The following is a 25777-nucleotide window of genomic DNA, read 5'->3' on the forward strand; positions in this document are numbered from 1 at the left end:
TCATAGGAATACGATTCATTACATGGGTACAAATGTGAGAATTACTGACTTTTTTACTGTAGACCACTCTCCTATTTTTGTAAGCTGCCGGACTGTCTCCGATGCAACTTAATTATCTCTGACAGATTAAACTCAGTGTCCATGAAAAGTAAAACGCTTGCCGTTCAGATCAGAGCCTACCGCACCCTGATTGACAACTCTCTGAATCATAATGGTATCCGCACTGCATTAACGGATTTTGGCTATCCTCTCCAGAATATTGACAAGGGTAAAGCCCTGTTTGAGAAATTTATGCTGCTACATGGCCTCCAGTCTGACCAGTACGGAGCCAAGCTGAATGCTACTGACACTGTGCTTTCGGATTTACAACTGCTCAAAACTACGTATCAGGAGCATCGCACCCTTGCCCGGCTGGCATTCAACGAAGATCGTGGACTGCAAAATTCGCTAAAACTGAACACACGCACGCCTAAGGAACGGGCTGCTTTTGTGGACCAGGTGGCTAACTTTTACAACAAAATTATTCAGCATCAGGCCGGCCTCAAGCGTTACGGTGTCTCCAAAGCGGAATTGGAGCAGGCTCAGGCAATGGTCAATGCCTTGATTCAATCTCAGCAGCAGCAATCACAAAAAACGGGCGAAGCTCAGTCGGCTACTCAGCAGCGCAATCAGGCCCTCAAAGACTTACAACGCTGGATTAAGGGCTATAAAGCGATCCTGCAGGCAGCCCTGGAAGATGACCCTCAATTACTGGAAATAGTAGGTATACTGGTGAAGGCTTAATACCCCATAACTTTATGATCTTTTAATTCATGAATTTAGCCAGCCATTGTAGGATTTGTGAAAACCAGTTATATGATATAGAAGTTGGCACAAGATGTAGCTTAACTAATGATAGACCTTCCTTTAGAGAAAAGTGCTCTGAAATCAGATTGGAAAAGAAGTATGAAAATATTATAAAGGAGGTAAATATAGAATATGAGTTAGTGCGAAGGACTAAACTTATATCATATGCAAATTTTGTGTTTTTCCTTTTAGTAAGTGTTCTTCTTATTTCAGCAGGCTATTTTTTTGGAAAATATGGCCTAGAAAAAGGTGTAATCTCAACAGTTCCTCTAATAATCATAGGTGCAGGTATTCTGGTTCTTCCCCTTGCTTCAGGTCCTTTAAATAAATACCGGCAAAGTATCGCGGTTGCCAAGAAGAAAAAAGAGGAGTTAGACAAGGTATTAGCCTTATACAATACTAAATATACAATAGAAGTTATTGTCAATAAGGATTTACACGGTAATAAGGAGATTGATACAAAACTAACGTTCTTGCGCAAATACTAACGGTAAATTGTCTACTAAATTAGCTATCCTACACCCTACATCTGGTAGGCTTTTCTCTTATCTTTGCAGCTATGGCACAATCAAGCGAAGAACTGAGAAAAGTATATGAGCTGCTCAAACTGGAGAAAGAAGCAGACCTGGAATATTACCGTCAAAAAGTACTGAACGCCTCGCTGGAACAGCGTAAGAAAGAAGGGCTGTGCTGGTATCCGGTTACGCTCACGAGCCAGCGCTATAGCATGGGTGAAAAACTCATCATCAAACTCAACCGCACTACTGAGATCAACCGCCCCCATGTATTTCAGTCGGGTAAGATTGTCAGCCTCTTTGCCAATACTAATGATAAAAAGCAGCCGCCCAGCGTTTCCGGAGTTGTGAACGACGTCCGCAGCAACCAAATGACCATTACCCTCAATGTGGACGAACTACCAGATTGGGTAGACTATGCAAATCTCGGTATTGATCTTCTGTTTGACGAAATGGCTTACCGGGAGATGAACAAAGCACTCAAGAAGGTAATGGATGCCAAAAATGATGGTGGTCGTCTGGCAGAGCTTAGAGAAATACTGCTGGGAAAACAGACCGCCGAATTTGATGAAAAGGAGGCTGAGAAGGTTCCCCGCTTAAATGACAGCCAGAATGAAGCCCTGCGCAGGGTAATGCGGGCCCGGGACGTAGCCATCATTCATGGCCCTCCAGGAACGGGGAAGACGACTACCATGGTGCAAGCTATCGTGCAGACCGTGAAGCAGGAAGAAAGAGTGCTGGTCTGTGCGCCCAGTAATGCCGCAGTAGATCTGCTCACCGAAAAGCTGAGCGAGGAAGGAATGAGGGTAGTACGGATTGGTCACCCCGCCAGGGTAACAGATGTTAACCTCAGCAAAACCCTGGATGCGCAGATTGCCAATCATGATTACTACAAAGAACTCAAAAACCTGCGGCGCAAAGCAGAAGAGTACCGTTCCTTAGGCTTTAAGTATAAACGAAAATACGGCAGAGCGGAGCGTGAGCAACGGCAACACCTGCTCAGAGAAGCTTCCCGTGCCAAAGAAGAAGCCGACCAACTGGAACACTATATTGTGGCAGATATCTTTACCAAAGCCGATGTGATCACCTCTACGCTGGTGGGAGCTTCAGGTCAGTTGGTCAAAGGCATGCGCTTTCGCACTGTTTTCATTGATGAAGCCGCCCAGGCACTGGAGGCAGCCAGCTGGATTCCTATCCTGAAAGCGGAACGTGTAATATTTGCCGGTGATCACTTTCAACTCCCTCCTACCGTCAAATCTTATGAAGCTGCCAAGCAGGGACTGGGAGAGACACTGATGGAGAAGTGCATCAAGCGGCAACAGGCGATGGGTAAGCCGGTAGATAGCATGCTGCAAACGCAATACCGCATGCATCAGCAGATCATGGACTTTTCGGGGCAGTATTTTTACAAAGGCGAGCTGAAAGCGGATGCCAGTGTCAAAGAAAGATTGCTTAGCCCGGATATTCCTCCTATCACTTTTATAGATACGGCAGGTTGTGGCTATACCGAAAAGGTAGATCCTGAAACACTCAGCACCTACAATGAAGAAGAGGCCCACCTGCTGCTCAAGCACCTGACTGATCTGGTGGAGCAGCTAGGAATAGAACGTATTAAGGAAGATGAGCTGATGATTGGGGTTATCGCTCCTTACCGTGCCCAGACCAAAACCCTTAACGAGCAGTTTGAATCTTTTGAACCCCTGAAAGACATCAGAGAGCACATCACCATTGATACGGTAGACGCTTTTCAGGGTAGAGAAAGAGATATCATTTACATCAGTCTGGTTCGCTCCAATACCAAAGGAGAGATTGGCTTCTTAGCGGATGAAAGGCGGATGAACGTAGCCATGACCAGGGCCAAGATGCGGCTGGTGATGATCGGCGACAGTGCTACGCTGGGCAGCAATTCATTCTACAGCGAAATTCTGGATTACATACAATCCATAGAGGCCTACCAGAGCGCCTTTGAGTTAATTTATTAAGATAGCAATCCAATTCTTATGAAGCTGTTCATCTCTGCACAGCAAGTGTACGCTTATGAACACCACTTCAAACAAAAATCCCCCTAAAAATGCGATTTAGGGGGATTTTGATAGTTGGCACGGCAGTTGGCTTTAATACTGTGAAACAACATTAACCTTTTAAAACAATATTAACCCAAAATTTGAATAGCCATGACAACTGTTATCAACATTAACCCAAATTTATTCATAGATATTGAAGGTGCTTTCATCACTACTTCTAAATCTACCAGTCCGGTAGCAGAGGTAAGCATGAAACGAGATGTAACCCCTTTTTCCCAACTCAAAGACGGTAAGTTTCGTCGCTTGTTCAACCGTCACAGCACTGCTTTCAGGCGTTAATTCACCTTTATTGTCAAAAGCTAGTGAATTTCAGGCAATTTTCCGAGTATTCTGGAAAATTGCCTGTTTATTTTTAACGCAGGGAGGAAATGATCATTCTGGGTACTCCTTCTGTCTCTAAAACCCGCTCAAACTGTTCCAGTTCAGCATTCAGTATTTGCTGATATGTGTCACGATGTACAGCAAGTTCTTTCTGAAGGTCTTCAAAACGTTCGTAACATCCGACCGTGGGCCTGGCATCCTGTGAGTGGATGACCGAATACAGATAGGCAAACTGATTATCCAGTTTCACTGGATAGTTGATAGGGTCCTGTGAGCTTTCGCTGCGGGTTTGAATCAGTTCTTCTTCCAGAGCATTCAGCCTTTGTATCAGCTGATCACAAGGTTTAAGCAGTTTTGTACCATAATCAGTTTTCTGACTGCGTTCGGTGATAAACCTGGCCTGTTCTTTCAATCCCCTGATGCTACGGATAAGGTCATGCACTGAGCTTAAGGTATCACGAACGGCAATGGCCAGGTCTAGCTGAGCCTGTAGGTCAGCGTCGGAGAATGTCCAGCGGGGGTCTTTACTGATCGTAAGTGGCTTTTCTATATTCTGCCGCCCATCACTTAAGCGAACAATGTACGTTCCGGGAGCGGCATTAGGTCCATCGGTATAACTCAGTGACATCACTGCTTCGTCTATGAGATCAGGCTTAGGATAGGTCAGGTCCCATACAAAACGATGAGCTCCTGCCTCAGCAGCTAGTGCATCCGGATCACCTTTGCTATTGTAGGAACGAATGATTTCTCCTTCGCTATTTAATATTTCCAGGCTCAGGCTGTCTACCTCGTTTTTCAGATGATAATGAATCACTGCACCATCTGGTTTATTCTGAGGCGCATTATCGCCCCTATAACCTCCCAGCTGCGTACGATAAGCATTGGCTGGCTGGTAAAGATGTATCTCTGCCTGTGCAATTTCAGGGTTCATCTGATGGAGAGGGGTTACATCATCCATAATCCAGAATGAGCGGCCCTGTGTGGCTACAACTAAGTCCTGATGATGCAGTTTGAGGTCAGTGATCGGCGTTTTGGGTAGGTTAAGTTGAAAGGGTTGCCACTGCTCTCCATCATTGAAAGAGATGTACATACCAAACTCAGTCCCTGCATACAATAAACCTTCTTTATCAGGATCTTCTCTTACCACCCGCACAAAATGATCTTCAGGAATTCCCTTGGTTAACTGCTGCCAGCTTTGCCCGTAATCTTTTGTCTGAAAAATGTAAGGACGAAAGTCGTTGTCCCGGTACTTATACACGGCTACTGTTGCTTTGCCTTCCTGATGCTGTGATAAATCTATGCTGTTGACTGTTCCATGCTCCGGCATGCCGGGAGGCGTAATATTAGTCCAGCTATCTCCCCCATCTTTAGACAGGTGAATTAATCCATCATCACTACCTGCCCACAATACTCCTTGCTGCAGTGATGACTCCTCCAGTGCGAAAATGGTACAGTACAGTTCTACTCCGGTATTATCATTTTGTATGGGTCCGCCGGGAATTTCAGCCAGGAACTCCTGATTGCTGGTGGTCAGGTCAGGGCTGATTACCTCCCAGCTTTGCCCTTCATCGGTAGATTTGTGGACGTAATTGGAGGCGTAGTAGATCACATCAGGATTATGCCTGGAAATAAAGATGGGCGCATTCCACTGAAAGCGATATTTTAAGTCTTTAGGAAGAATACCATCATTCAGATCAGGATAAACTTCCACACTTCTGATATGCCCCTTGCTACGGTCCAGGCGAGTCATGATGCCGATATAATTCCCCGCGTAAATGATGTTGTGATCATCAGGATGCACGGCAATGTGCCCGCTTTCTCCTCCACCTACACTCAGCCAATCCTGCAAGGGATCAAGATCACCCTGCCCCTGACTAGGCACTGAAATGGTAGTATTATCCTGTTGTGCGCCGTATACTCGGTAGGGAAACTGATTATCCACGGCAATTCTGTAAATTTCTGCAGTAGGCTGGTTGTATTGGGTTGACCAGCTTTTACCTCCGTTAAAACTGATGTTGGAACCTCCGTCATTGCTCTGAATCATAATCTCGGGATTATTGGGATTCAGCCACAATCCGTGATTATCCCCATGGGGAACTGGGATGCGCTCAAAGTTTTTCCCATCATTCAATGATTTATAAAAACCGGTGTTGAGCAGATAAAGGGTATGCTCCTGCTGCGGGTCAGCAAAAATACGAGAATAGTACCAGGCCCGCTGACGATATTCATGCTTACGGTTGATGCGCTCCCAGCTTTTGCCTCCATCTTCCGACATGTATAAACCTCCTTTGGTCTCATCCAATGCCTCCTGGATTACCCATACTCTTTTGGAGTTGAGTGGAGAAACAGCTATCCCTACCCGGCCAACTACCCCAGTAGGAAGTCCTCCCTCCAAGCGCTCCCAGCTATCACCACCATCGGTAGATTTGTACACGCCACCACCCTTTCCTCCGTCAATGATGGTCCAGGGCTTACGTTCTACCTGCCATGCACCTGCGTAGAGAACTCTGGGGTTATTAGGATCCATCACTAAATCAATGATTCCTGTACTATCATTAATGAACAAGACCTTTTCCCAACTTTCACCACCATTTCTGGAGCGAAACACCCCTCTTTCTGAGTTGGGCCCAAAGATATTTCCCAAAGCCGCAGCATATATCATGTCAGGGTCTTTAGGATGTATCTGGATTTCACCTATCTGCCCTGCTTCTTCCAGACCAGCAGCCTGCCAGGTACTTCCACCATCCACTGTTTTGTACACTCCTTTTCCGGCAGAGACATTTCCTCGTGGAGAAGCAGAGCCAGTACCTACATAAATAATATTATCATCTGTAGGAGCCACTTCCACAGATCCTATAGAACCCACAGGAATAAATCCATCAGAAATATTAGTCCAGTGCATTCCTCCATCCTCAGTTTTCCAGACTCCTCCACCGGTGGTTCCCATCAAAAAAGTCATGGGCTGGTCGGGAATACCAGTAACTGCTGTACAACGCCCACCCCTGAAAGGCCCTATCATACGATACTGTAAAGATTCAAATAAGGCAGAAGGAATCTCCGCACTTACATTTGTTTTTCTACTATTCTGTGCCCAGGTAGGTGTATGAAGAAGAATTAGACAAAGGCTGATTAAGGTTAAGTGGTAGTTTTGCTTCATATAGATAAGGATTAAAGTGTGCCCGCAATTTACAACTCTTGCGCTAAAAGCGTTGGACAGACTGTTTAATCTATGCAATTTTAGTAATTTCGCGATTTGAAAATTAAGCAGATGAAGAGAGAAGTCATTCAGCTAGAATCTTACAACTATGAATTGCCAGATGAACGCATAGCACGTTACCCTCTGGAGAAGCGTGATCAGGCTAAATTGTTACTCTATCAAAATGGCAGGATTCAGGATCGTACTTTTTATGAACTACCTGAATTGCTCCCCGAACAAAGCCATCTTTTTTTTAATGCTACCAAAGTCATCCCTGCGCGCTTATTTTTTCAGAAACCCACTACTTCTCAGGGAGAGGGCGCTCATATTGAAGTTTTTCTGCTCAATCCGATTGCTCCAAGTCATGTGATTGGTGAAGCGATGCTGGCTAAACAAAGTTGTAGCTGGCACTGTATGATCGGCAATAAAAAGAAGTGGAAATCAGCGCTTGTGCTGCAAAAATCTTTATTCATAAACAATCAGGAAATTACCCTTTCCGCTTCGCTGGAAAATACAGAACAACAGATTGTCAGCTTCAGTTGGGACCATCCTGATGTCGCTTTTGTAGATATCGTTGAAGCGGCTGGCCGCACTCCTCTCCCTCCTTACCTTAAACGAGAAGCTACTGATGAGGACAAACCCCGCTACCAAACGGTTTACTCAGCAAATGAAGGTGCGGTAGCCGCTCCTACCGCTGGCCTTCATTTTACGCCTGAAATACTTAAGGCACTTGAAACAAAAGGTATTCAACAAGACTATCTAACGCTGCATGTAAGTGCAGGTACTTTTCAGCCTATCAAGGCTCAGGATGTCACCCAGCATCCTATGCATTCCGAGCAGATGGTGATCACCAAAAAGCATGTTGAACAACTCCGAAAACATTCTAAAGGAAAAATTATCGCCGTTGGCACTACTTCTCTGCGCACGTTGGAAAGTCTTTACTGGTACGGTGTATTGCTCAGCAAAGACCCAAAAGCTGTATTTAAAATCCCCAAGTTGGTAGCTTACCAGGAAGATCTGCCAAACAAGCTTTCTCTACATGAATCTATGGAAAATGTACTCAGCTACTTGGAACAAAATCAACTGGAACAATTGATGGGTGAAACGGAAATCTTTATTTATCCCGGCTATCAGTTCAGAGTAGTTCAGGGACTCATCACCAATTTTCATTTACCCAAATCTACACTCATCCTTTTGATTGCAGCCTTCGTGGGAAACGACTGGAAGCGAATATATCATCATGCTTTAGAAAATAACTACCGTTTCCTCAGTTTTGGAGATTCTTCTCTTTTACTTCCATAATCTGGTAAGCTAATTTGGCAAGTCATTCATCGTCCAGGCATCAGCATTATTGCTTTTGAGGCGATTGTAATAGCTAATTATCAGGTACATATTTATTTCTTTATGTAGATTATTCAGGCCATTCCGCTGACGGAAAATTTCTACTTCTGACTCATAGTCTTCCATAATCGGAAGAATTTGCCGCTTAAAATTTCTCAACCGCTTTACTTTATTGTCTTTGTCTAAAAAATAGAATTCTTCAATAGTGTATTCGTCACTGGCATCAAAAACATCATACTCAAAGACACGTCTTAATAAGACTATTTCTCCATCAGCAATCACCTGAAAGAGCTTTTTCTCCATACGATCAAAGAAGCTATTGGAACGATAATCGTAGCAACGATATTCTCTGCTAAAATCACATTCATCAACTGTCTCAATTGATGCTATCATAGAAGCATGGTAAGTAAGCTGTCTACCGTCCTCCATGGTTACTACTGCTGAATTGATAAAAGAGTTGATATCCACTATACCACTGACTACATCCTGGCTATTTAGCTTTACCACTCCCTCATGTGGAGCCTGGGCAAATAATCCGTTGTGTAGTAATATTGACAAGGCAAAGAGCAACACATTTCTCATAATATGGTAAATTAAGGTAAATCTTACATCTGTATTCTATTACAATTATATGACTTTTCTTTAAAAAAAATAAACTATTTATATATTTTTTTACTGTTTTTGTCTATTTCAAAGCTTATTTAGCTTTTCAAAGAATTGATAGTTTCATTTTTTTATCATTACCTGTAGTATTTAGCACTTAAAGCGTACATGTATTAATTTTGCACTTAATGTATTTTAACCCATTCCGTTCATTCATTTCGCCTATTCATTTTCTCATGAACAGACTTATTTTGATCATCCAATGCTGCTTTGTAGCCATACTTTTTGCATGTGAGCACCAACCTAACGCCTCTTCCCACCAGGAAGTAGATGCTATTTTTTCTCGCTGGCATACTGCTGACGCTAATACTCCAGGATGTGCGCTGGCAGTAATTCATCAGGGAGAAATCATTTACAGTAAAGGCTATGGAATGGCTGACATAGAGCATAATGTCCCCATTACACCCCAATCTATTTTTTACATAGGTTCAGTATCCAAACAGTTTGTAGCAACTGCTTTACTATTGCTGGAAGAGGAAGGCAAACTGTCTTTAGAAGATGATATAAGGAAATATATTCCTGAGCTTCCGGATTATGGCCACACGATCAGATTACACCATCTCATTCATCATACCAGTGGACTGCGGGATAACCTTACGCTCTGGGAAATGAGTGGCAGGAGCATGATAGATGATATCCCCGAGGAAGAAATTTTTGAGTTGATCTGTCGTCAGCAGGGACTCAATTTTATTCCCGGAGAAGATTATGCGTACAGCAATACATGCTATTATCTAATGTCAATTGTAATTGAAAGGGTAAGTGGCCATTCGCTGAGAGATTTTGCACAAGAAAATATCTTTACTCCATTAGGCATGAAGCACTCTCAGTTTAATGATGATAATCAGCGCATCATTCCTCAGCGGGCATTTGGGTATACTCAGCTAGCGGAAGACAGTATTGGTAATCTTATCATGCGTTTTGATCTGGTTGGCTCCGGGGGACTTTACAGCAGTGTAGAAGATCTGTATTTGTGGGATCAGAACTTTTATCATAATCAGCTAGGCAAGCGGGGTCAGGCTCTTATTGATCAGTTACAAACCAATGGCAGGTATAATAATGGAGAAGAAGTTGACTATGCCTACGCTATGATCAACGGTGAGTATCGTGGTTTAAGAACGATTCATCATACCGGGTCTATGGGCGGCTACAGAGCGGTATATCTAAGATTTCCGGATGAGGAGTTTTCCATTATTATATTGGGTAATGTTGACAATTTGAATCCCCTGGTACGAGCATACGAAGTAGCTTCGGTTTACCTCAGGGATAAGTTAGGACCAGAGCCTCCTAAACCAGAAGAAAAGGCAAATGCCAGCGCTTCTACAAAGCAAGAAAACTATGAAGTGAGCATGCATCAATTTACCGGAAAATTTTACAGCCCTGAACTAAATGCCTATTATCAACTAAAATATGAGCCGGAAGAAGAAAAAATTTCCTTAACGGATCCTAAAGGAAATTCTACCATTATACGTATTACGAACAGAAATGAATTGAGTAATAGCACTTATGAAATTACTTTTGATAAGAACTTTCAAACTTTTAATATGAATTATGCCGGTATCCAAGGAATTATTTTTAATAAACTTGCTAATACAACTGCAAATGAATAAATTAAGAATAGCTTAATGTGATTTCATTAGTTAATTAATGAAATGATTCATTTCCTTATTCAAGTAAATACCTAAGTAACTTTTTAAGTATTGTTCTTTATTTTTCAACTGAAGATTGACGAAGAGCAGAGACAGCACTAAGCTGATTTTTCGGGATGGGCACTTTACGTGCCCTTTTTTTTATATCTCCCTTCTTCTATTCTAAATTTCACATCATTTTGTAAATTGTTGTTTCAATATCAACATTAACAAAAGCATAACCCATGGCAGAACGATCCGGAAAACCCGATAGCAGGATCATAGTAGGCTTTATCTTTGTCCTCATAGGCGCTTACTTATTACTTTATAACCTCAACCTGCTTCCCTTTTTCTTACCCAGCTATGTTCTCTCTTGGAAGACTCTCTTGATCGCCATTGGCTTGCTGCTTGTTGGAACAAGAGATAATAAAGGAGGAGGCATTACCCTGATTGTAGTGGGAGGAGTTTTTTTAGTTGCTGATATTCTGGACCTTACCATTGGTCAGCTTATCTCTGAAGTATGGCTATTCTGGCCGGCAATCTTCATCATTATTGGTTTGTCTTTACTACTGAGACGTTCGCGTGAAAAAAAAACTGAAAACGCCGATGGATTCAGAAGCTATGAATCTGATGAAGATTATTTTGAAGTATCAGCGGTATTGGGAGGCAACAAAAAAATAGCATACTCCAACAACTTTAGAGGAGCGAAAGTCACTTCAGTATTGGGAGGGACAGACCTTAATCTGCTAAATGCAAAACTTGCCCCCGGTCGTAATGAAATTGATGCTTTCATATTCATGGGTGGGGCTACCATTATTCTTCCCAATGACTGGAATGTTAAGCTGGATGTCACCCCCATTGCTGGAGGGGTTGATGATAAACGTACTTTCCCACAAACTTATATTCCTAATGCTGATACGGAAGTCATCGTTAAAGGAGTAGTGCTCTTTGGAGGGATTGAACTAAAAAGTTCATAAAGAAATAAAGCCAAAGCCTGCCTGCTAATAATCTGTAAAAGCAGGCTTTGGCTTGGCTTTTTCATAAAAGCGTCTTATTTCTCTGGTAAGGCTGGAGACTTCAATGAGGAAGCCATCGTGGCCATAATCCGAATCAATGACTGCTATTTGTGCATTGGCCACTCGCTCCGTAAGCAACTCCTGCTCGCTTACTGGAAACAATATATCGGTAGATACTCCTAGAAATAGCGATTGAGCTTTTACTTTTGCCAGCGCTTCTTCCATACTTCCCCGCTCTCGTGCAACATTATGCGAATCCATAGCTTTTGACAATAACCAGTAAGAAAAAGCATTAAACCGTCTGACAAGCTTATCTCCCTGATACCTCTGGTAAGAAGATGCTTTGTAATGATCAACTTTATCGTTAGTTGACTCACCTTGGGTTTTATGGTAAGTATTGTAATGGCGATAAGAAAGTAAAGCAATAGAACGGGCAGTAGCCATTCCTTTCATCCCCGCGCCTGCTTCATGATTAGGCCAAGTAGGATCTTGTTCAATTGCCATCCTTTGAGATTCGTTGAAGGCAATTCCCCAGGGGGAATGACGGGCATTAGAACACAACTGTACCAAATGTTCTATACGCTCTGGCTCCATGATCGCCCACTCCAATGCATGTTGGCCACCAAGAGAACCCCCGATAACCGTGTGGATTTTTTCTATGCCTAATGACTGCCTGAGCAAATCAAAAGCACGAACCATATCCCGGTTGGTAAGCAGAGGAAAGTCATGGTAAAAGGGTTTCTTGGTTTCAGGATTGACTGATAGTGGTCCGGTAGAACCGTAACATGACCCCAGCATATTGGCACAGATGATAAAGTATTTTTCAGGATCATAAAGCCGGCCTTTGCCGAACAGCCCTTCCCACCAATCCAGGAAATTAGAATTTGCTGTCAGGGCATGACAAACCCAAATCACATTGTCCTTAGCATCATTAAGCTGACCGAAAGTAGTATAATGAAGCTGAAAGCCGGGAAGCAATGCTCCCGACTCCAGCTTAAAGAGTTCATTAAAATAAAAATTATCTTCTCTTTGCATTGGCTTTTTATACCAGTACAGTATCTGATACTTGTTTAAATGCTTGCTTGAAATCGTCTTTAATATCATCAATGTGCTCAATACCTACTGATACCCGCAGCTGAGTAGGATGGACACCCGAATGCGCCTGTTCTTCCTCAGAAAGTTGTGAATGAGTTGTAGAAGCAGGGTGAATGATCAGGGTTTTAGCGTCCCCAACGTTAGCCAGATGGCTGACCAGTTTCATACTGTTTACAAATTTCTTGGCTTTTTCCAGATCACCTTTCAGTTTGAAAGTAAGTACACCTCCAAAACCACGCTTCAGGTATTTTTTAGCCAGCGCATGATATCTACTGGATTCCAGACCGGGATAGTTCACACTTTCTACTTCAGGATGCTGCTCTAACCATTTAGCCAATTCCAGGGCATTACTTACTGTTCTATCAACTCTTAGCGAAAGTGTTTCAAGACCCTGCAGCAATAAGAAAGAGTTGAACGGACTTAAAGCGGGACCAAAGTCCCGTAGTCCTTCTACCCTGGCACGAATTGCAAAAGCAATATTGGGTAAACCAAGAGGATTATTCTTTCCAAATACTTCGGAGAATACGATACCGTGGTAACCTTCGGATGGTTCAGAAAACTGAGGGAATTTTCCATTACCCCAATCATAATTACCAGAGTCTACAATGATGCCACCAATACTGGTACCGTGTCCGCCGATCCACTTAGTTGCAGAAGAAGTGACAATGGAGGCTCCATGCTCTATAGGACGGAAAAGATAACCTCCGGTACCAAAAGTATTATCCACTACCAAAGGAATATCATACTTTTGGGCCAGAGCTGCGAAGGCATCAAAGTCAGGAATGTTAAACTCAGGATTGCCAATGGTTTCCAGATAAATGGCTTTGGTTTTTTCATCTATCTGCTTTTCATAATTGGCAACATCTTCGCCCTGCACAAAGCGTACATTGATACCTACTCTTTTGAAAGCTATTTTGAACTGATTATAGGTACCTCCATACAGATAATTGGTTGAGACGATATTGTCTCCCACATCGCAGATATTATTCAGGGCGATAAACTGTGCAGCCTGTCCCGAAGCTACTGCCAATGCTGCTACCCCACCTTCCAGTGCGGCCATGCGCTGCTCAAACACATCGGTGGTAGGGTTCATGATACGGGTATAAATATTGCCAAACTCTTTAAGCGCAAAAAGATTAGCGCCGTGGTCGGCATCTTTAAAATTGTAAGAGGTAGTCTGATATACCGGTACAGCTCGGGAACCGGTAGTAGGATCAGGCTGCTGCCCAGCATGAAGCTGTAGGGTTTCAAATTTGTGTGTGTCTGCCATTTTTTGTTGGTTGTTTTTTGTAAGTAATAGGTTAAAAATAAGTTCATGAGGTACTACAATGACTTAACATGAGTACGTAATGCGAAAAGGCATAGTTCGTCCTGACAATATCAGTTGCAACAGCAACAATACATACCCCTATACATAGGCATAGTAAAATATGCACGAGATATGGGATTGGGCCTTCTTGAAAAAAAGATTTTTGTATTCATTTGACTCATTAATTTATATTCTCCCGACACTTGCCGAGATCAGGATTTAGCACCTTTCCTGTCGGAGGGAGGTTGCTAGCGCTTCGGTGAGCCTGTCTCTCCACGCTTCTGTATAAATCAACTACCTTAAAGAAAGGTATTCATTGACTTGCAGGCTACAATATTAGGAATCATTTTCAAAAGTTCCAAGCGTAGTTTTAGATACTTCATATCAGGTTGACAGAGAATAACTTAAGCATAAACTGGCATAAAACATAGGCAGGAGAAAACTTTGCGTATTCGTTTCTAAAAACTAACCCTTTAGCTACTGTCAACGTGATATAAGACAGTGCATTTCTTCACATCAGCCAATGTATTTCTAAGTAAATTACGCTGATAGGAAAACTATTTTTGGCTATTATAGAAGTAGGCATTGAAGAATTATTATGGGTCAACCTTTTAGGAGCAGGCAATAAGTATCGTCAAAAGCTGGGCTGGAATTACCATTTTTTTGCCATTCCTTTGCTACTTATTATAATATTAACATTTATCGTTTTTCACACCTTATACTGATTGTTGACTGCTCAAGCAGGAAGTACACTGCATCAAATAAAAAAACCGGCTTAAGGCCAGTTTTTTTTTAGCTTGTAATTTGCTTACTCAATCCTAAACACTGCCCTTACTTCTGCCTCTATCTCAATGGTCTGGAAATCAATATTAGGAGCTTGTGCACCTGCATCAGCAGACTCCATCATAGCCATATTTCGTGCTTTGTACATCACAGGAGGTTGATAACCATTATTAATTTCCTGGACTTCCAGCACCTCTCCCCTTCTTTCATCTATGCCTTCCAGCAGATAATCCGCTTTTTCTTTGGCATTGCGTAGTGCTTCTACTTTTAGCTCACGGCGATACTGCTCAATCTGGGAGTGAGAATATTCGGAGATATTAGCACTCTGTATTCCTTTGGGGTCCAGGTAGGCAAACAAGCGGTTGATCTTGTCCAGTTCAGAGAATTTGACGCGGTACTGCTTCTGTGCCAGAAAATCTTCCTTGTCTTTCTTCTTATTCCAGGGGTACCAATCACGATTGTAGCCATATACGTTTTCTATCTGAAAATCTTCTTCGGCCACTCCAATTTTACGAACGGCATTGTAAAGCTCTCGCTCAAGTTTATCAATGGAAACTTTGGTTTTATCCTCACCAATGTATTCTTTCATGGTGATAGAAAAATAGATTTCATCAGGAATAATCTCCTTTTTTGCGCTACCGTGTACTTCTATCTTCTTCACCGTCTCCTGCCTATCCTGGGCAAAACTTACTCCAGAAATCAGAAGACTCAAGATCAGGGTATTGATATATTTCAATTGTATCATCTTATTCGCTTTTAATTATTCAATCTAACTAACTATTTACTAACAAAATTTATGCTTCAACCTCTGAAAAGCTTACTTTAATTCTATTATAATACAAACGCGTTTTACCTTCAAAGCCCGAATCCGTGCCTATGATAAGCCAGGCCTCCCCCTTCTGATTAGTGGTGAACTCAAAACGCTGGTCTTCAGCATTACTTCTTCTGACCAAATCATACTGCTCGTCTTCCCTAGACGTTCCAATGTGGCCCAGTACCAGCACATCTGCTCCCCCTTCTGCCTGATTGCCTTTGTCAATATTCATTTGCCACATACCTTCTTCCTGAGAGGTCAGCGGTTCTTCTAAAGTAACTCCTGCTTTAAGGTAGACAGAACTTCCGGGGCTCCCTCCTATACCTGCAAAAGATTCCGGATAGTTGGAAGCAAACTCAACATAGAAGTTTACTTTATAACGTGTTAGCGTGTCCAGCCCCGTGATTTTACGCTTGATAAACATAAAAAGATCATCGCTGTGGTTGTTTCCCTCTATCATGAATGACTCTTTGGTTTGGTTTAAGGGAAAAGGTAAAGTAGTCCAGCTTGTATCAAGCTCATAAAAATCTTCTTCGCCCACTGGATAATCAGCAAAGCCTGCTGACCATTGCTGCACGCTTTCTTTAAAATCAAAACTGTATACCAGTTCATTTTCTTCAAGAATAGGCTCCTCATCACAGGCAAAAAGTACTGCTATGCTCAGCAGCATCAGTAGGTTGAAATATCTAATCATGGGTTAATATTGTTTACTCCCATGACACACGGCTTTACGACAAGGTTGGAATAAGAAAAGAAAAATCTGTATAAAATAAATACTCTGCTTACAGTATATTTAGCACTGCCCCAGAAGGTTTAATTTTTTATCAAAAGGTAATTAGAAAGATTATTCAAAATTCTACTGACTGTTTTTGAACTACAGGAACACATTTCTTCTTTCAATAAAGATTGAAATTTTTTAAGATTGCAGTCATTATATTACTGAACAAAATTGCGCGAACAACCAACCATGAGCAAGCCACATCAAGGTCCTAATCCACCCAACGAAGAGAAAGTAACGAAAATATCCTCTGCCCGCAAAATGTTGTTGGTTGTCATAGTGGTGGCGGTTGTCATCGGGGTCGCCTACTGGATTAATGATGAAGCCGGCGAATATACGTACGTACCTGACACTGATAGTACTGAAGAACCCGCTTTTGTCAAGGAAGGTGAGCTCGCTTTTCTGGAGCAGAATAGCGCAGATACGTTGGCACACATCGCCATAGAGGTAGCGGATGACGATGCCCAGAGAGCTCAGGGAATGATGTACCGCAGCAGCATGGACGAATCCACCGGTATGCTCTTTATTTTTGAGCAGGCTCGCCCTCAATCCTTCTGGATGAAGAATGTCAAAATTCCGCTGGATATCATGTATGTATCGGAAGATTCTACCATTTTTATGATTTATAAGTCAGTAATGCCCTATTCCGAAAAATCCATTCCCTCTGATGAGGAAGCTTTGTATGTGGTGGAAGTAAAAGGAGGCTTCAGCAATCGCAACAATATCCAAGAAGGAGACAAAATTGCTTTTGAATTGGATTAGGCTTCGCAGATATGTTAAGCAGAAAATATAGTCAAACTTCCTCAGCTTAATTTTATATCAATCCATAATTAAGGTTGGATGAGTGCACTACATTAGTGCATGTATTTTGAAGATAGCATCAGTTATTCATACTCCAACCTACGTGAGATTATTGTAAGTTTTTAGGTAATAAAAGTTTTTTTCACGATTTCTGCTAACTTAGCATCAATCTGATGGTTGAATAAATAACCAAGACATTATTTAATCAGTACTAGTGAAGCAGGAAGAACTTGTAGAACAACTTCGGAAAAAAGACAAAGCAGCTTTGTCTTATCTGTACGATCATTATGCTGATGCTATCTATGGGGTAATTCAGCGGATTGTCGTACAAACCGATGTAGCGGAAGAAGTACTGCAAGATGCTTTTATGCGCTACTGGGAAAAAATTGATCAATTTGATTCCAGCAAAGGAAGATTATTTACCTGGATGTTGCGCATTGCCCGTAATCTCGCACTGGATAAGCTGCGCTCCAAAGGAATGAAGCAACACAGTAAATCCGATAGCATCTCCGATAACGTAAGTATCCTTGACAGCAAACTACATACGGAAACCGTTACCGATCCAATAGGCCTTGAAAATGCCCTTAAAGACCTGAATGAAGATCAACGCTTTGTAGTGGAGAAGCTGTATTTTCGTGGTTATACCCAATCAGAACTGGCAAAAGAGTATAACATTCCTCTGGGAACGGTGAAAACCCGCTTGAGGGCGGCTATGGTCAGGCTTAGAAAATTAATTGTGCCATGAATATTAATGAATGGATAAATTCGGGGATTATTGAGTCCTATGTACTGGGCGACCTGAGTGAGCAGGAGATGCGCGAAGTGGAAGATATGGCGCAACGTTATCCCGATGTACAAAAAGAGCTGGAACAAACTGAGGAGACCCTGGAAGGTCTTGCCATGAAGGCTGGTCTGAAGCCTCGTATTGAGATTAAATCACAAATACTGCAAAAGGTTGAGAGTAAGGTAACTGATCAAAAATCAGGTATAGAAAAAGATTACCCTGTTCAGGAAAAGACACATACGCTACAATCCGAACCTTCACGGGGGATTAAGCTATGGCAATACTGGTCAGCGGCTGCCTCAATCTTATTGGTATTGGCTACTGTACTGGCTATTTACTACCATCAGCAGTGGCAGGTTACTGAGTCAGAATTAGAAAACTACCTTACTGAAAACCAAAACCTTACCCAGGAATATCAGGCTTTGCGTAGTGATTTTGAACAGCTTCAGGAGCAGCAGGGAATAATGACTAACCCTAGTTTTACGCAAGTCAGACTGAATGGGACAGAAAGTTTTCCATCAGCCTATGCAGTGGTATACTGGAATTCTGAATCAGAAAATGTTTATCTGAATCCGGCGGGTTTACCTGCCCCTGAAAGCGGCAAGCAGTACCAGCTCTGGGCAATCGTAGATGGTCAACCTCAGAGTGCAGGTATCTTTGATTTGCAAAACCAATTAGTTGATATGCAACAGATCGGAAATGCCTCTGCTTTTGCCATCACCTTAGAACCGGAAGGCGGTAGTGAAAACCCTACCCTGGAAGCCATGTATGTGCTGGGTGAAGTATAGAATTTGATATTCAAGTAAAATAAATACAAAAGCCAGGAAGTATTCTCCTGGCTTTTTTCTTAAGTAGCTTTGATATCCATGTTTTCAGGGTCCCAATGAATCATCTTCTTTTCATAATGGCTGATATTGGCTGCCAGGGCCGGACCAGCAGCTCTAAGTCCGAAGACCGGATCTTCTACCGTAGCTTTCTCCCCTTTGCGCATGGTCTGAAACAGGTTTGCAAAATGATCCTGCCTCATGCCCTCATAGCCATAGGATTCTGGTACTGTATAGGTCATTTCTTTAGGCTCCTGCATTTCGGGACGGATATTATCATACTCTTTTTCGTACCATTCTTTAAATTCTCTCTGTGTCTCCTCAGAGAATGAACCAATGCTCATACCGGGAGCTTTGGGCAACTTTCTACGCCTCACGGTAACGGCATCCCAGTCCAGTTCCATCTCCCCTTCTGAGCCTACCATTCGGATTCCGCTTCTTCCTCCTGAGCCATCAGCAAAATTTACGCGCAGGGAAAAATTAAAGGCCGGATGGTGTTGCGTTTCAGCATAATCAAACACACCCAGCATCATGTCAGCTACATCACGTTCATCATCCCAATAGCGTAGGCCTCCTGTCGCCATCACCCTTTCTGGTCCGTGCGAGCCGGTGATGAAATGCAGCATAGAAAAAAGGTGGACGAATAAGTCACCTGGAATACCGGTGCCATAGTCCTGATAATTTCTCCAGCGGAAAAAACGCTTAGCATCAAAAGGACGATCTGGTGCATCGCCCAGAAACTGTTCCCAGGCAATGGCCTCTCTTTCTAGATTGGGTGGTATGGAATACTGCCAGGCACCGATTGCGCTATGACGATCAAAATAGGCTTCAGCAAAATTAAACTTTCCAATTTCACCAGCCTGATAAAGCTCTTTCGCCTTTTCATAAGTCAATGAGCTTACAAACTGACTACCTACCTGAAAAGGCACTTTGCTTTCATTATACACCTTAATCAGTTCGTGGCCCTCGGGAATATGCTGCACCATCGGTTTTTCGCAATAAACAGCTTTTCCTTTTTGCATTGCCTCTATAGCGATCGTTTTATGCCAATGATCAGGAGTGGCAATGATCACTGCATCTACATCTTTATTGTCCAGAATTTCTTTATAGTTACGGGTAGTTTTCACTCCCTGCCCGAATACTTCTTTGGAATGGATGAGGCGATCATCGTAGCAATCGCAGGTGGCAATCAATTCGGCGCCTTCTCCACAGTTTAGCGCTGCGTGAGTATCTCCAAAGCCCATTCCCCCTACTCCAATGGTGGCTATGTTGATTCGGTCATTGGCAGCTACTTTATTTTTCTTTTTCAGAATATGGAATGCCTCTCTGGGTTGCTGAGCCGCCAGGGCGGGAACACTGGCTAAGCTTGCTGCCGATACGCCCAGCTTTTTGATAAAGCTTCTTCGGTTGTTGCTGTGTTTACTCATGGATTAAATGATTGATGATTTTTTGAAAAATGATATTTGAGACTACTATTCAATTTTTTCCTTAAACTTTTTGTCTTTGTCGCTGGAAAGGAAATCCGCGCTTTCAGAGATTCCTCTACTACCCGACGCCATCAGCACATCATCATCTAGCTTTTTGATAGGAGTATAGCAGGATGCTGGTTCATCTTTGTAAGGTTTGTTGGTGAGCAGGTTGTACACCGAAATTAAAGACCAGCGGGAATTGTCACTATCATTACTATCAGACCGGTGAAGCAGATTGCAGTGGAAAAATAAGGCATCTCCTGCTTCCAGTTCCACATAGACCAGTTCGTGTTGCTTGATCGCCTCCTCTACCTTTTCCATCCTGGCACCTACCTGTTCTCCGGCCATATTGTGTTCCACTCTGCCCATTTTATGCGAGCCTTTGAGTACCTGTAAACAGCCGTTTTCACGGTTAGCTTTGGTCAGTGCCAGCATAATACTGACCATATCAGGGTATAAAAAACCATTGTTGTACCAGTAACCATAATCCTGGTGCCATTCCCAGGCCCCACCCTTCTTAGGTTCTTTCTGCATCAGTTTGGAATGATAATGTCCAACCTTTCCGCCCAAGATCATTTCAGCAGCATTGACCATCCGCGCCGAACGGCTGTAGATGCCATACACATCATCCTGCGGAGTATACCAAAGCGCCAGCTTGGTGCGTAGCCCTTTACTGTCATTGAAATCAAAAGATTTTTCTTTGATCACCTGATCCTGCACCGAGGTTTGATAAATAAGATCAACTTCATCCGGTAGAAAAAAATTACGAATAATCACGTAGCCATCCCGCTCAAAATCAGCCAGATGTTTAGGAGTGAATGATGGATATTTTTTCATGGTTATATGTTCAATTTATAGAGTTTAACTGAATAGAATACGCTCCAGAAATATTGTTGGATTAGAGCTTTATCACCTAAATCAGACAATCAATCTATAATCTTTAATTTTCAATTTACATTTCCCTCTCAATGATTTTTCCACTGGCTTTTACTTTCAGAATTGCCTTTTTGCGTCCATCAGGCAGATGTTCTTCCTTGATCAGCCAATGATCTGCATCATATTCTTTAGCTCCCAAAGCTTTATGTGTTTTTTCACTTCCCCTCCAAAGCGGTAAGTTCACCGGCTCCCATTTTTTGGATTGGGCAGAAGCATAGCTGGCATCCATAATGGCATTGACGATGTAGGCATCATAAAAAGTTTCCATTGGGCTTTGCTGATTATCAAGTGCATTCAACATGTCGGTAAACATATTGTCGTAGCCCAACGCATGGATTTCATCACCCACTGGCGAAAGCCAGCCTGTTTCCTGCTCTGCTTTTTCCGCTACGTAGCCCTGCATGCCTACTGCTGTAAACATATTGTAGCCGGTGTTCAGAAAGTGATCCAGCCGAATGGTGCCTTCTGTACCCGACACTTCATCCCGTAAATCCATACCTCCCCTGAAAGCCCAGCTTACCTCAAACTGCGTAACCGCTCCGGTTTCATAGCGTACCAGTCCTACTGCATGATCTTCCGCCTGTATGGGTTTTACCAGTGTATCCGCCCAGCACATTACTTCAACGGGTTTTACATCTTTGCCAACAAAATTTCTTCCTATCTCTATACAGTGGCAACCCATGTCAATGATGGCCCCACCTCCTGATTTTTCACTCTCCCAGAACCAGTCGGAATGAGGGCCGGGGTGCGCTTCGCGGGAGCGGGTCCAGAGGATTTGTCCCAATGCCCCCCTTTTTACTGCCTCCAGGGCATCCAGTGTTTTGGATGTGTACACCAGATCTTCCAGATAACCGTGAAAGACGCCTGCTTTTTCTACCGCTTCCAGTATTTCTAACGCCTCCTGCCCATTCATGGCCAGTGGCTTGGTACAGAGCACGGATTTGCCCGCTTCTACGGCAGCCATAATGGCTTCTTTGTGCAAATGATTGGGCAGGGCCACAATGACCACGTCCGTCTTATCATCCTGTGCCGCCTTCTTCAGGTCGGTATAGGTACGGGGAACATTCCATTGCTGAGCGAATTTTTTACCTCTTTCTTCAGAACGGGAATAAACAGCTCCGATACTGTCCCGGCGACGATGGCCCAACAGTGTCATGGCGTAGAAGGAGCCAATCAGGCCGGTGCCCAGCATACATATTTGATGACTATTGTGTTGCATTAGTATTAGTTTAGGCTTTCTTCCTTTAAAATTTGAAAATATTTATGCATAAAACTCATACGTTTTTAACATTTATCATAAATTTATTCTCAAATGCAGATAAATTAGTATTATGAAGCCTATCTTGGAAAAGCTTACGCCTGAACCCGAATGTTCATTTGTCTTACAAAAGGACTCTTTTCCCTATTACCCCACACCCTGGCATTATCATCCGGAATATGAGCTGGTACTGGTATTAAAGAGCAGTGGAAAGAAGATTATTGGAGACCATATTTCCTACTTTTCTGAGGGTGACCTAACACTGATGGGGCCCAATCTGCCCCACGTTTATGACAACGACCCTGCCTATTATGAAGCAAGTTCTCAGCTTAAAGCAGAAGCCATTGTAATACATTTTGCCGAAGACTTTCTGGGTAAACACTTTTTCAATTTGCCTGAAATGGCGAAAGTAAAAAAGCTGCTAAATGCCTCCCGGAGAGGATTACAGATAGAAGGTAAATTGAAGAAAGAGATAGCAAAACGTATGGGAGAAATGCTTCATTATTCGCCAGCACTACGTCTGACCGAACTGCTGAGCATATTGGTGGCCTTATCCCATGACGAATCACTTGTACCTCTAGCAAGTGCGGGCTTCGTTCAGCATTATGGAAATGCTAATGCCGAGCGTCTGGACCCTGTGCTCGCCTATATGATGCAGCACTTTACAGAAGATATTTCGCTGGAAGAAGTTGCAGCCCTGGCAAATATGTCTCCCCAGTCTTTCTGCCGTTTTTTTAAACACTGCACCCGCAAAACTTTTCTAGCTTTTCTAAACGAGTTGAGAGTGGGCTATGCCTGCCGTCTGATCAGTGACAACCGTTACAATATCTCTGAAGTCTGTTACAAAAGTGGATTCAACAATCTATCCAACTTCAACCGCCAGTTCAAGCGGGTGACGTACAAAACCCCTTCGGAGTATAAGCGGGAGTATGTTTAGGAGAGATGGGTGACCTCAGAATAGATAAAGTCATCTGTAATTTTTAATGCTTCTGCTGCTTCTTTTCTTTCTACAGTTTTACCCGCATGAATAGCTTTATTTCTCAATTTTGCCAGCCCACTTAAACTATAGTTTTTAGTAAATAACCCTAGAGTAGAAGCTAAATTATACTTACTCATTAACCCATTACAATTCTCAACTTTCTTTTTCAGACTATTACTGCTACATATTTTGATATGATCATCAAGTTTAAAAGTAGATAGCACTTCCGATGCAGTTGCACATTCAAACACGGTAGAGCGATATTTTTGATGATAAAATAGTTTTCTTGCTTCATTAAGTAATTTATATGCAAGAGGTATTTTCCAATCTTTACTTCTATGGAAATTCGTAATTGTTCTCTCCATATCTGAGTAGCTTACTTCGGTTTCTATTTCTTTATTGTCTAGATCATTTTGACTAAGCATATGGGGGGGGGTCATTATTACAATTTGATCTTTCATCCTAGCATTTTGAAAACTTACTATATTAAGACTTTCATTAATACGACGAACCAATGGTTGTTTGGAAATAACTCTAAGATAGTCTAGGAAAACTTCAACCGCATGTGAAATATCTTTTTGTTTATTCTTTAAATGCTCATATGTTTGATTTTCATTTATTGGGCATATCAAAATAGCTGTATTGATACAAGTAGCTTTTTCATTTTTTGAATTGATCCCAAAGACTACTCCCCATTTAAAAAGGTCTTGATATCCATTAGGAATAGAGGCTGGAGCAATTAATTCCTTTTGAGCACTATTTTCATGCGTAAGCAAAGGGTATATGCGAGGAAACTCAATCTTAGCAAGAATATTATGTATCCGAATATCAAAGCTGCCACCCAAAACTTCTTCCTTACAGAGTAATCCAACTCCAAAATCAATTTCATAGCAAACAAACTCATCCATCCCCTAAAATAAAAAGACCTATAAGATTAAGCGATAAGAGAAGGAAAATATATACTCAATCATGCAAGCTTCTTCACCCTTTTCTCCTTCAGGTTAAAGTAGTATAGCAGAGCCACGAGCAGGCTTAGTCCGGCACAGCTCCACCAAAGTATGCCAAAGCCATAGCCATCAATCACCCGCGTCCCCAAATAAGGGGCTAGCATGAAAGCACTTGCCCAGGAGAGGGAATGCAGTCCTATAAATGCTCCTCTTCTGCCTTCACCTGCCCGGCGTATCACATAGGTCACCATAAAAGGCATGGCCATGATTTCGGCAAAACTCAGCAAAAACATTGCAACTACTAGTAATGAGAGTCCGGTACTAAAGTTCAAAAGGGCATAAGACAAACCGCAAAGCAGTGTACCAATAATGATCATTTTCATCACCCGTACTCTGGGCTCCAGATAATTTACCAGCACCATTTCAAAAAGAAACACTACCAGCCCATTAAGCCCCAGCAGCAGCCCTATGGTACCTTCTGACAACTGGTGCACCTCCCGATAGTAGATCGGCAAAGTGTTGAACAACTGAAAAAACACAACGGCAAAAGCTGTAGTGAGCAACACAAATAAAATAAAGGTACCATCCCGATAAGGGGAGCCGGTTTTGAGGACTGTTTTGACCGGAGCGGGTGCGACAGCCCTGGGTGACCTTTTTCTAAAATAGAGGTAGAAGAAAATACCCGCGGAAATACAGGTAAGACCATCGGCATAAAACAATAATTCGTAGGAACGAGAAGCCAGTAAACCACCTAGCGCGGGACCGACAGAAAAGCCCAGATTGATCGCCATACGGTTTAGCGAAAAAGAACGGGTGACATTTTCAGGTTTTGAATAAGCTGCTACCGAAGCCGTATTGGCAGGACGCAGACATTCTACAATCATACTGGTCAAAAAAAGGGCGGGCAGCAAATATTCATATTGGGTTATTTTTGGAAGCAGCAGAAACAATAACCCTCCCAGGGTAAGGCTTAAAAACTGTACCCAGAAATTGCTGATCTTATCCGACAACCAACCTCCCAGTATAGAACCCGCCATAGCTCCCAGACCATACATGGCAAGCATAATTCCTGCTTCTTTTATACCGAAGCCCAGCGCATTGGTGAGATAAATACTCAGAAAGGGTAAAACCATAGAGCCCGCCCGGTTGATGAGCATTACCACGGCCAGCATCCAGGCCGCTTCCGACAGCCCGGCATAAGCATTTCGGTATAAAGTGAGTATTTTGAGCAAAGCTTTTGGGATAAGAAATATTGCTTACGGCAATTTTTACGAAAGTGTTGCTTATTCAAAATAGAATCAGCAAAAATTATTTACTGCGAATCAAAATTTGATTAGTATGTACCCATCTTCTGAATTTTCTAAATCCTAAAAACCCGGGCTTTTCTGCAAAC

At 42.6% G+C, this 25777-nt stretch carries 22 protein-coding genes and 1 riboswitch; of the genes, 11 read left to right on the plus strand and 11 right to left on the minus strand.

Annotation, left to right across the window (positions count from 1 at the left end):
- The first annotated feature begins 141 nt into the window (after nucleotides 1-141).
- The 4 genes from WJR50_RS13600 (at nucleotide 142) to WJR50_RS13615 (ending at nucleotide 3724) form a co-directional block, all read left to right on the plus strand.
- Nucleotides 142-783: a PQLLE family protein gene (locus WJR50_RS13600; RefSeq protein ID WP_341293837.1), complete on the plus strand. Its 642-nt coding sequence runs from the start codon at nucleotides 142-144 to the stop codon at nucleotides 781-783.
- A gap of 29 nt (nucleotides 784-812) precedes the next feature.
- Nucleotides 813-1334, plus strand: a complete 522-nt coding sequence (locus WJR50_RS13605; RefSeq protein WP_341293838.1) for a hypothetical protein — start codon at nucleotides 813-815, stop codon at nucleotides 1332-1334.
- Nucleotides 1335-1405: 71 nt separating this feature from the next.
- Nucleotides 1406-3343, plus strand: a complete 1938-nt coding sequence (locus tag WJR50_RS13610; RefSeq protein WP_341293839.1) for an AAA domain-containing protein — start codon at nucleotides 1406-1408, stop codon at nucleotides 3341-3343.
- A gap of 192 nt (nucleotides 3344-3535) precedes the next feature.
- Complete coding sequence (locus WJR50_RS13615; RefSeq protein WP_341293840.1) at nucleotides 3536-3724, plus strand: hypothetical protein; 189 nt, start codon at nucleotides 3536-3538, stop codon at nucleotides 3722-3724.
- 73 nt (nucleotides 3725-3797) lie between these two features.
- Here the strand turns inward: WJR50_RS13615 and WJR50_RS13620 are convergent, their stop codons facing one another.
- Entirely contained in the window at nucleotides 3798-6923 is a 3126-nt protein-coding gene (locus WJR50_RS13620) for a glycosyl hydrolase (protein WP_341293841.1), read from the minus strand.
- 111 nt (nucleotides 6924-7034) lie between these two features.
- Between WJR50_RS13620 and WJR50_RS13625 the strand changes: the two genes are divergently transcribed.
- Nucleotides 7035-8264: an S-adenosylmethionine:tRNA ribosyltransferase-isomerase gene (locus WJR50_RS13625; protein ID WP_341293842.1), complete on the plus strand. Its 1230-nt coding sequence runs from the start codon at nucleotides 7035-7037 to the stop codon at nucleotides 8262-8264.
- 9 nt (nucleotides 8265-8273) lie between these two features.
- Here WJR50_RS13625 and WJR50_RS13630 read toward each other — a convergent pair whose 3' ends face one another.
- Nucleotides 8274-8885: a hypothetical protein gene (locus tag WJR50_RS13630; RefSeq protein WP_341293843.1), complete on the minus strand. Its 612-nt coding sequence runs from the start codon at nucleotides 8883-8885 to the stop codon at nucleotides 8274-8276.
- 257 nt (nucleotides 8886-9142) lie between these two features.
- Between WJR50_RS13630 and WJR50_RS13635 the strand changes: the two genes are divergently transcribed.
- Nucleotides 9143-10573, plus strand: coding sequence for a serine hydrolase domain-containing protein (locus WJR50_RS13635; protein ID WP_341293844.1), 1431 nt, complete (start codon nucleotides 9143-9145; stop codon nucleotides 10571-10573).
- Between the two features lie 263 nt (nucleotides 10574-10836).
- Nucleotides 10837-11568 carry a LiaF transmembrane domain-containing protein gene (locus WJR50_RS13640; protein ID WP_341293845.1) on the plus strand — a complete coding sequence of 244 codons (732 nt, stop codon included), beginning with the start codon at nucleotides 10837-10839 and terminating at the stop codon, nucleotides 11566-11568.
- A 24-nt stretch (nucleotides 11569-11592) separates the two neighbouring features.
- Here the strand turns inward: WJR50_RS13640 and metX are convergent, their stop codons facing one another.
- The 4 genes from metX to WJR50_RS13660 all read right to left on the minus strand — a co-directional run bounded on the left by metX (nucleotide 11593) and on the right by WJR50_RS13660 (nucleotide 16302).
- The gene (metX, locus tag WJR50_RS13645; protein WP_341293846.1) at nucleotides 11593-12642 is read right to left on the minus strand and encodes a homoserine O-acetyltransferase MetX; all 1050 of its coding nucleotides are present in this window, start codon (nucleotides 12640-12642) and stop codon (nucleotides 11593-11595) included.
- Nucleotides 12643-12649: 7 nt separating this feature from the next.
- Entirely contained in the window at nucleotides 12650-13972 is a 1323-nt protein-coding gene (locus tag WJR50_RS13650; RefSeq protein WP_341293847.1) for an O-acetylhomoserine aminocarboxypropyltransferase/cysteine synthase family protein, read from the minus strand.
- A 222-nt stretch (nucleotides 13973-14194) separates the two neighbouring features.
- Nucleotides 14195-14303: riboswitch (SAM riboswitch) on the minus strand.
- A gap of 516 nt (nucleotides 14304-14819) precedes the next feature.
- Entirely contained in the window at nucleotides 14820-15539 is a 720-nt protein-coding gene (locus tag WJR50_RS13655; protein WP_341293848.1) for an SIMPL domain-containing protein, read from the minus strand.
- 49 nt (nucleotides 15540-15588) lie between these two features.
- Nucleotides 15589-16302 carry a hypothetical protein gene (locus WJR50_RS13660; RefSeq protein WP_341293849.1) on the minus strand — a complete coding sequence of 238 codons (714 nt, stop codon included), beginning with the start codon at nucleotides 16300-16302 and terminating at the stop codon, nucleotides 15589-15591.
- A gap of 273 nt (nucleotides 16303-16575) precedes the next feature.
- Here WJR50_RS13660 and WJR50_RS13665 point away from each other — a divergent pair, with 273 nt between their 5' ends.
- From WJR50_RS13665 to WJR50_RS13675, 3 genes are all read left to right on the plus strand, one after another.
- On the plus strand, nucleotides 16576-17148 hold the full coding sequence (locus WJR50_RS13665; protein WP_341293850.1) for a DUF192 domain-containing protein: 573 nt from the start codon (nucleotides 16576-16578) through the stop codon (nucleotides 17146-17148).
- 253 nt (nucleotides 17149-17401) lie between these two features.
- Nucleotides 17402-17932, plus strand: a complete 531-nt coding sequence (locus WJR50_RS13670; protein WP_341293851.1) for an RNA polymerase sigma factor — start codon at nucleotides 17402-17404, stop codon at nucleotides 17930-17932.
- Nucleotides 17929-18759, plus strand: coding sequence for an anti-sigma factor (locus WJR50_RS13675; protein WP_341293852.1), 831 nt, complete (start codon nucleotides 17929-17931; stop codon nucleotides 18757-18759). The genes WJR50_RS13670 and WJR50_RS13675 overlap by 4 nt, the downstream gene beginning before the upstream one ends.
- 59 nt (nucleotides 18760-18818) lie before the next feature.
- On the opposite strand, the gene WJR50_RS13680 is transcribed toward WJR50_RS13675, so the two are convergent.
- The 3 genes from WJR50_RS13680 to WJR50_RS13690 all read right to left on the minus strand — a co-directional run bounded on the left by WJR50_RS13680 (nucleotide 18819) and on the right by WJR50_RS13690 (nucleotide 22419).
- Nucleotides 18819-20222: a Gfo/Idh/MocA family protein gene (locus WJR50_RS13680; protein WP_341293853.1), complete on the minus strand. Its 1404-nt coding sequence runs from the start codon at nucleotides 20220-20222 to the stop codon at nucleotides 18819-18821.
- A gap of 45 nt (nucleotides 20223-20267) precedes the next feature.
- Nucleotides 20268-21101, minus strand: a complete 834-nt coding sequence (locus WJR50_RS13685) for a phytanoyl-CoA dioxygenase family protein (protein ID WP_341293854.1) — start codon at nucleotides 21099-21101, stop codon at nucleotides 20268-20270.
- Between the two features lie 115 nt (nucleotides 21102-21216).
- Nucleotides 21217-22419 carry a Gfo/Idh/MocA family protein gene (locus WJR50_RS13690; RefSeq protein WP_341293855.1) on the minus strand — a complete coding sequence of 401 codons (1203 nt, stop codon included), beginning with the start codon at nucleotides 22417-22419 and terminating at the stop codon, nucleotides 21217-21219.
- Between the two features lie 112 nt (nucleotides 22420-22531).
- Between WJR50_RS13690 and WJR50_RS13695 the strand changes: the two genes are divergently transcribed.
- A complete protein-coding gene (locus WJR50_RS13695) occupies nucleotides 22532-23395 on the plus strand; it encodes an AraC family transcriptional regulator (RefSeq protein WP_341293856.1) in 864 nt (287 codons plus the stop codon).
- Here the strand turns inward: WJR50_RS13695 and WJR50_RS13700 are convergent.
- Together WJR50_RS13700 and WJR50_RS13705 are read right to left on the minus strand one after the other, a co-directional pair.
- Nucleotides 23392-24345, minus strand: coding sequence for a hypothetical protein (locus tag WJR50_RS13700; protein ID WP_341293857.1), 954 nt, complete (start codon nucleotides 24343-24345; stop codon nucleotides 23392-23394). The two genes, WJR50_RS13695 and WJR50_RS13700, sit on opposite strands and share 4 nt — an antisense overlap.
- Before the next feature lie 59 nt (nucleotides 24346-24404).
- Nucleotides 24405-25616 carry an MFS transporter gene (locus tag WJR50_RS13705; RefSeq protein ID WP_341293858.1) on the minus strand — a complete coding sequence of 404 codons (1212 nt, stop codon included), beginning with the start codon at nucleotides 25614-25616 and terminating at the stop codon, nucleotides 24405-24407.
- Nucleotides 25617-25777 lie beyond the last annotated feature (161 nt).

Origin of the sequence: Catalinimonas locisalis (assembly GCF_038039535.1) — a bacterium.
In the GTDB taxonomy this organism is placed as follows: Bacteria; Bacteroidota; Bacteroidia; order Cytophagales; family Cyclobacteriaceae; genus Catalinimonas.

Excerpts from the sequence above, each read along its gene's own strand:
- WJR50_RS13620 (WP_341293841.1), bottom strand. The coding sequence starts at position 6,923 with ATGAAGCAAAACTACCACTTAACCTTAATCAGCCTTTGTCTAATTCTT.
- WJR50_RS13690 (WP_341293855.1), bottom strand. The coding sequence starts at position 22,419 with ATGCAACACAATAGTCATCAAATATGTATGCTGGGCACCGGCCTGATT.
- WJR50_RS13610 (WP_341293839.1), top strand. The coding sequence starts at position 1,406 with ATGGCACAATCAAGCGAAGAACTGAGAAAAGTATATGAGCTGCTCAAA.
- WJR50_RS13655 (WP_341293848.1), bottom strand. The coding sequence starts at position 15,539 with ATGATACAATTGAAATATATCAATACCCTGATCTTGAGTCTTCTGATT.
- WJR50_RS13605 (WP_341293838.1), top strand. The coding sequence starts at position 813 with ATGAATTTAGCCAGCCATTGTAGGATTTGTGAAAACCAGTTATATGAT.
- metX (WP_341293846.1), bottom strand. The coding sequence starts at position 12,642 with ATGCAAAGAGAAGATAATTTTTATTTTAATGAACTCTTTAAGCTGGAG.
- WJR50_RS13680 (WP_341293853.1), bottom strand. The coding sequence starts at position 20,222 with ATGAGTAAACACAGCAACAACCGAAGAAGCTTTATCAAAAAGCTGGGC.
- WJR50_RS13695 (WP_341293856.1), top strand. The coding sequence starts at position 22,532 with ATGAAGCCTATCTTGGAAAAGCTTACGCCTGAACCCGAATGTTCATTT.
- WJR50_RS13625 (WP_341293842.1), top strand. The coding sequence starts at position 7,035 with ATGAAGAGAGAAGTCATTCAGCTAGAATCTTACAACTATGAATTGCCA.
- WJR50_RS13640 (WP_341293845.1), top strand. The coding sequence starts at position 10,837 with ATGGCAGAACGATCCGGAAAACCCGATAGCAGGATCATAGTAGGCTTT.
- WJR50_RS13660 (WP_341293849.1), bottom strand. The coding sequence starts at position 16,302 with ATGATTAGATATTTCAACCTACTGATGCTGCTGAGCATAGCAGTACTT.
- WJR50_RS13685 (WP_341293854.1), bottom strand. The coding sequence starts at position 21,101 with ATGAAAAAATATCCATCATTCACTCCTAAACATCTGGCTGATTTTGAG.
- WJR50_RS13600 (WP_341293837.1), top strand. The coding sequence starts at position 142 with ATGAAAAGTAAAACGCTTGCCGTTCAGATCAGAGCCTACCGCACCCTG.
- WJR50_RS13615 (WP_341293840.1), top strand. The coding sequence starts at position 3,536 with ATGACAACTGTTATCAACATTAACCCAAATTTATTCATAGATATTGAA.
- WJR50_RS13665 (WP_341293850.1), top strand. The coding sequence starts at position 16,576 with ATGAGCAAGCCACATCAAGGTCCTAATCCACCCAACGAAGAGAAAGTA.
- WJR50_RS13700 (WP_341293857.1), bottom strand. The coding sequence starts at position 24,345 with ATGGATGAGTTTGTTTGCTATGAAATTGATTTTGGAGTTGGATTACTC.
- WJR50_RS13650 (WP_341293847.1), bottom strand. The coding sequence starts at position 13,972 with ATGGCAGACACACACAAATTTGAAACCCTACAGCTTCATGCTGGGCAG.
- WJR50_RS13635 (WP_341293844.1), top strand. The coding sequence starts at position 9,143 with ATGAACAGACTTATTTTGATCATCCAATGCTGCTTTGTAGCCATACTT.
- WJR50_RS13675 (WP_341293852.1), top strand. The coding sequence starts at position 17,929 with ATGAATATTAATGAATGGATAAATTCGGGGATTATTGAGTCCTATGTA.
- WJR50_RS13630 (WP_341293843.1), bottom strand. The coding sequence starts at position 8,885 with ATGAGAAATGTGTTGCTCTTTGCCTTGTCAATATTACTACACAACGGA.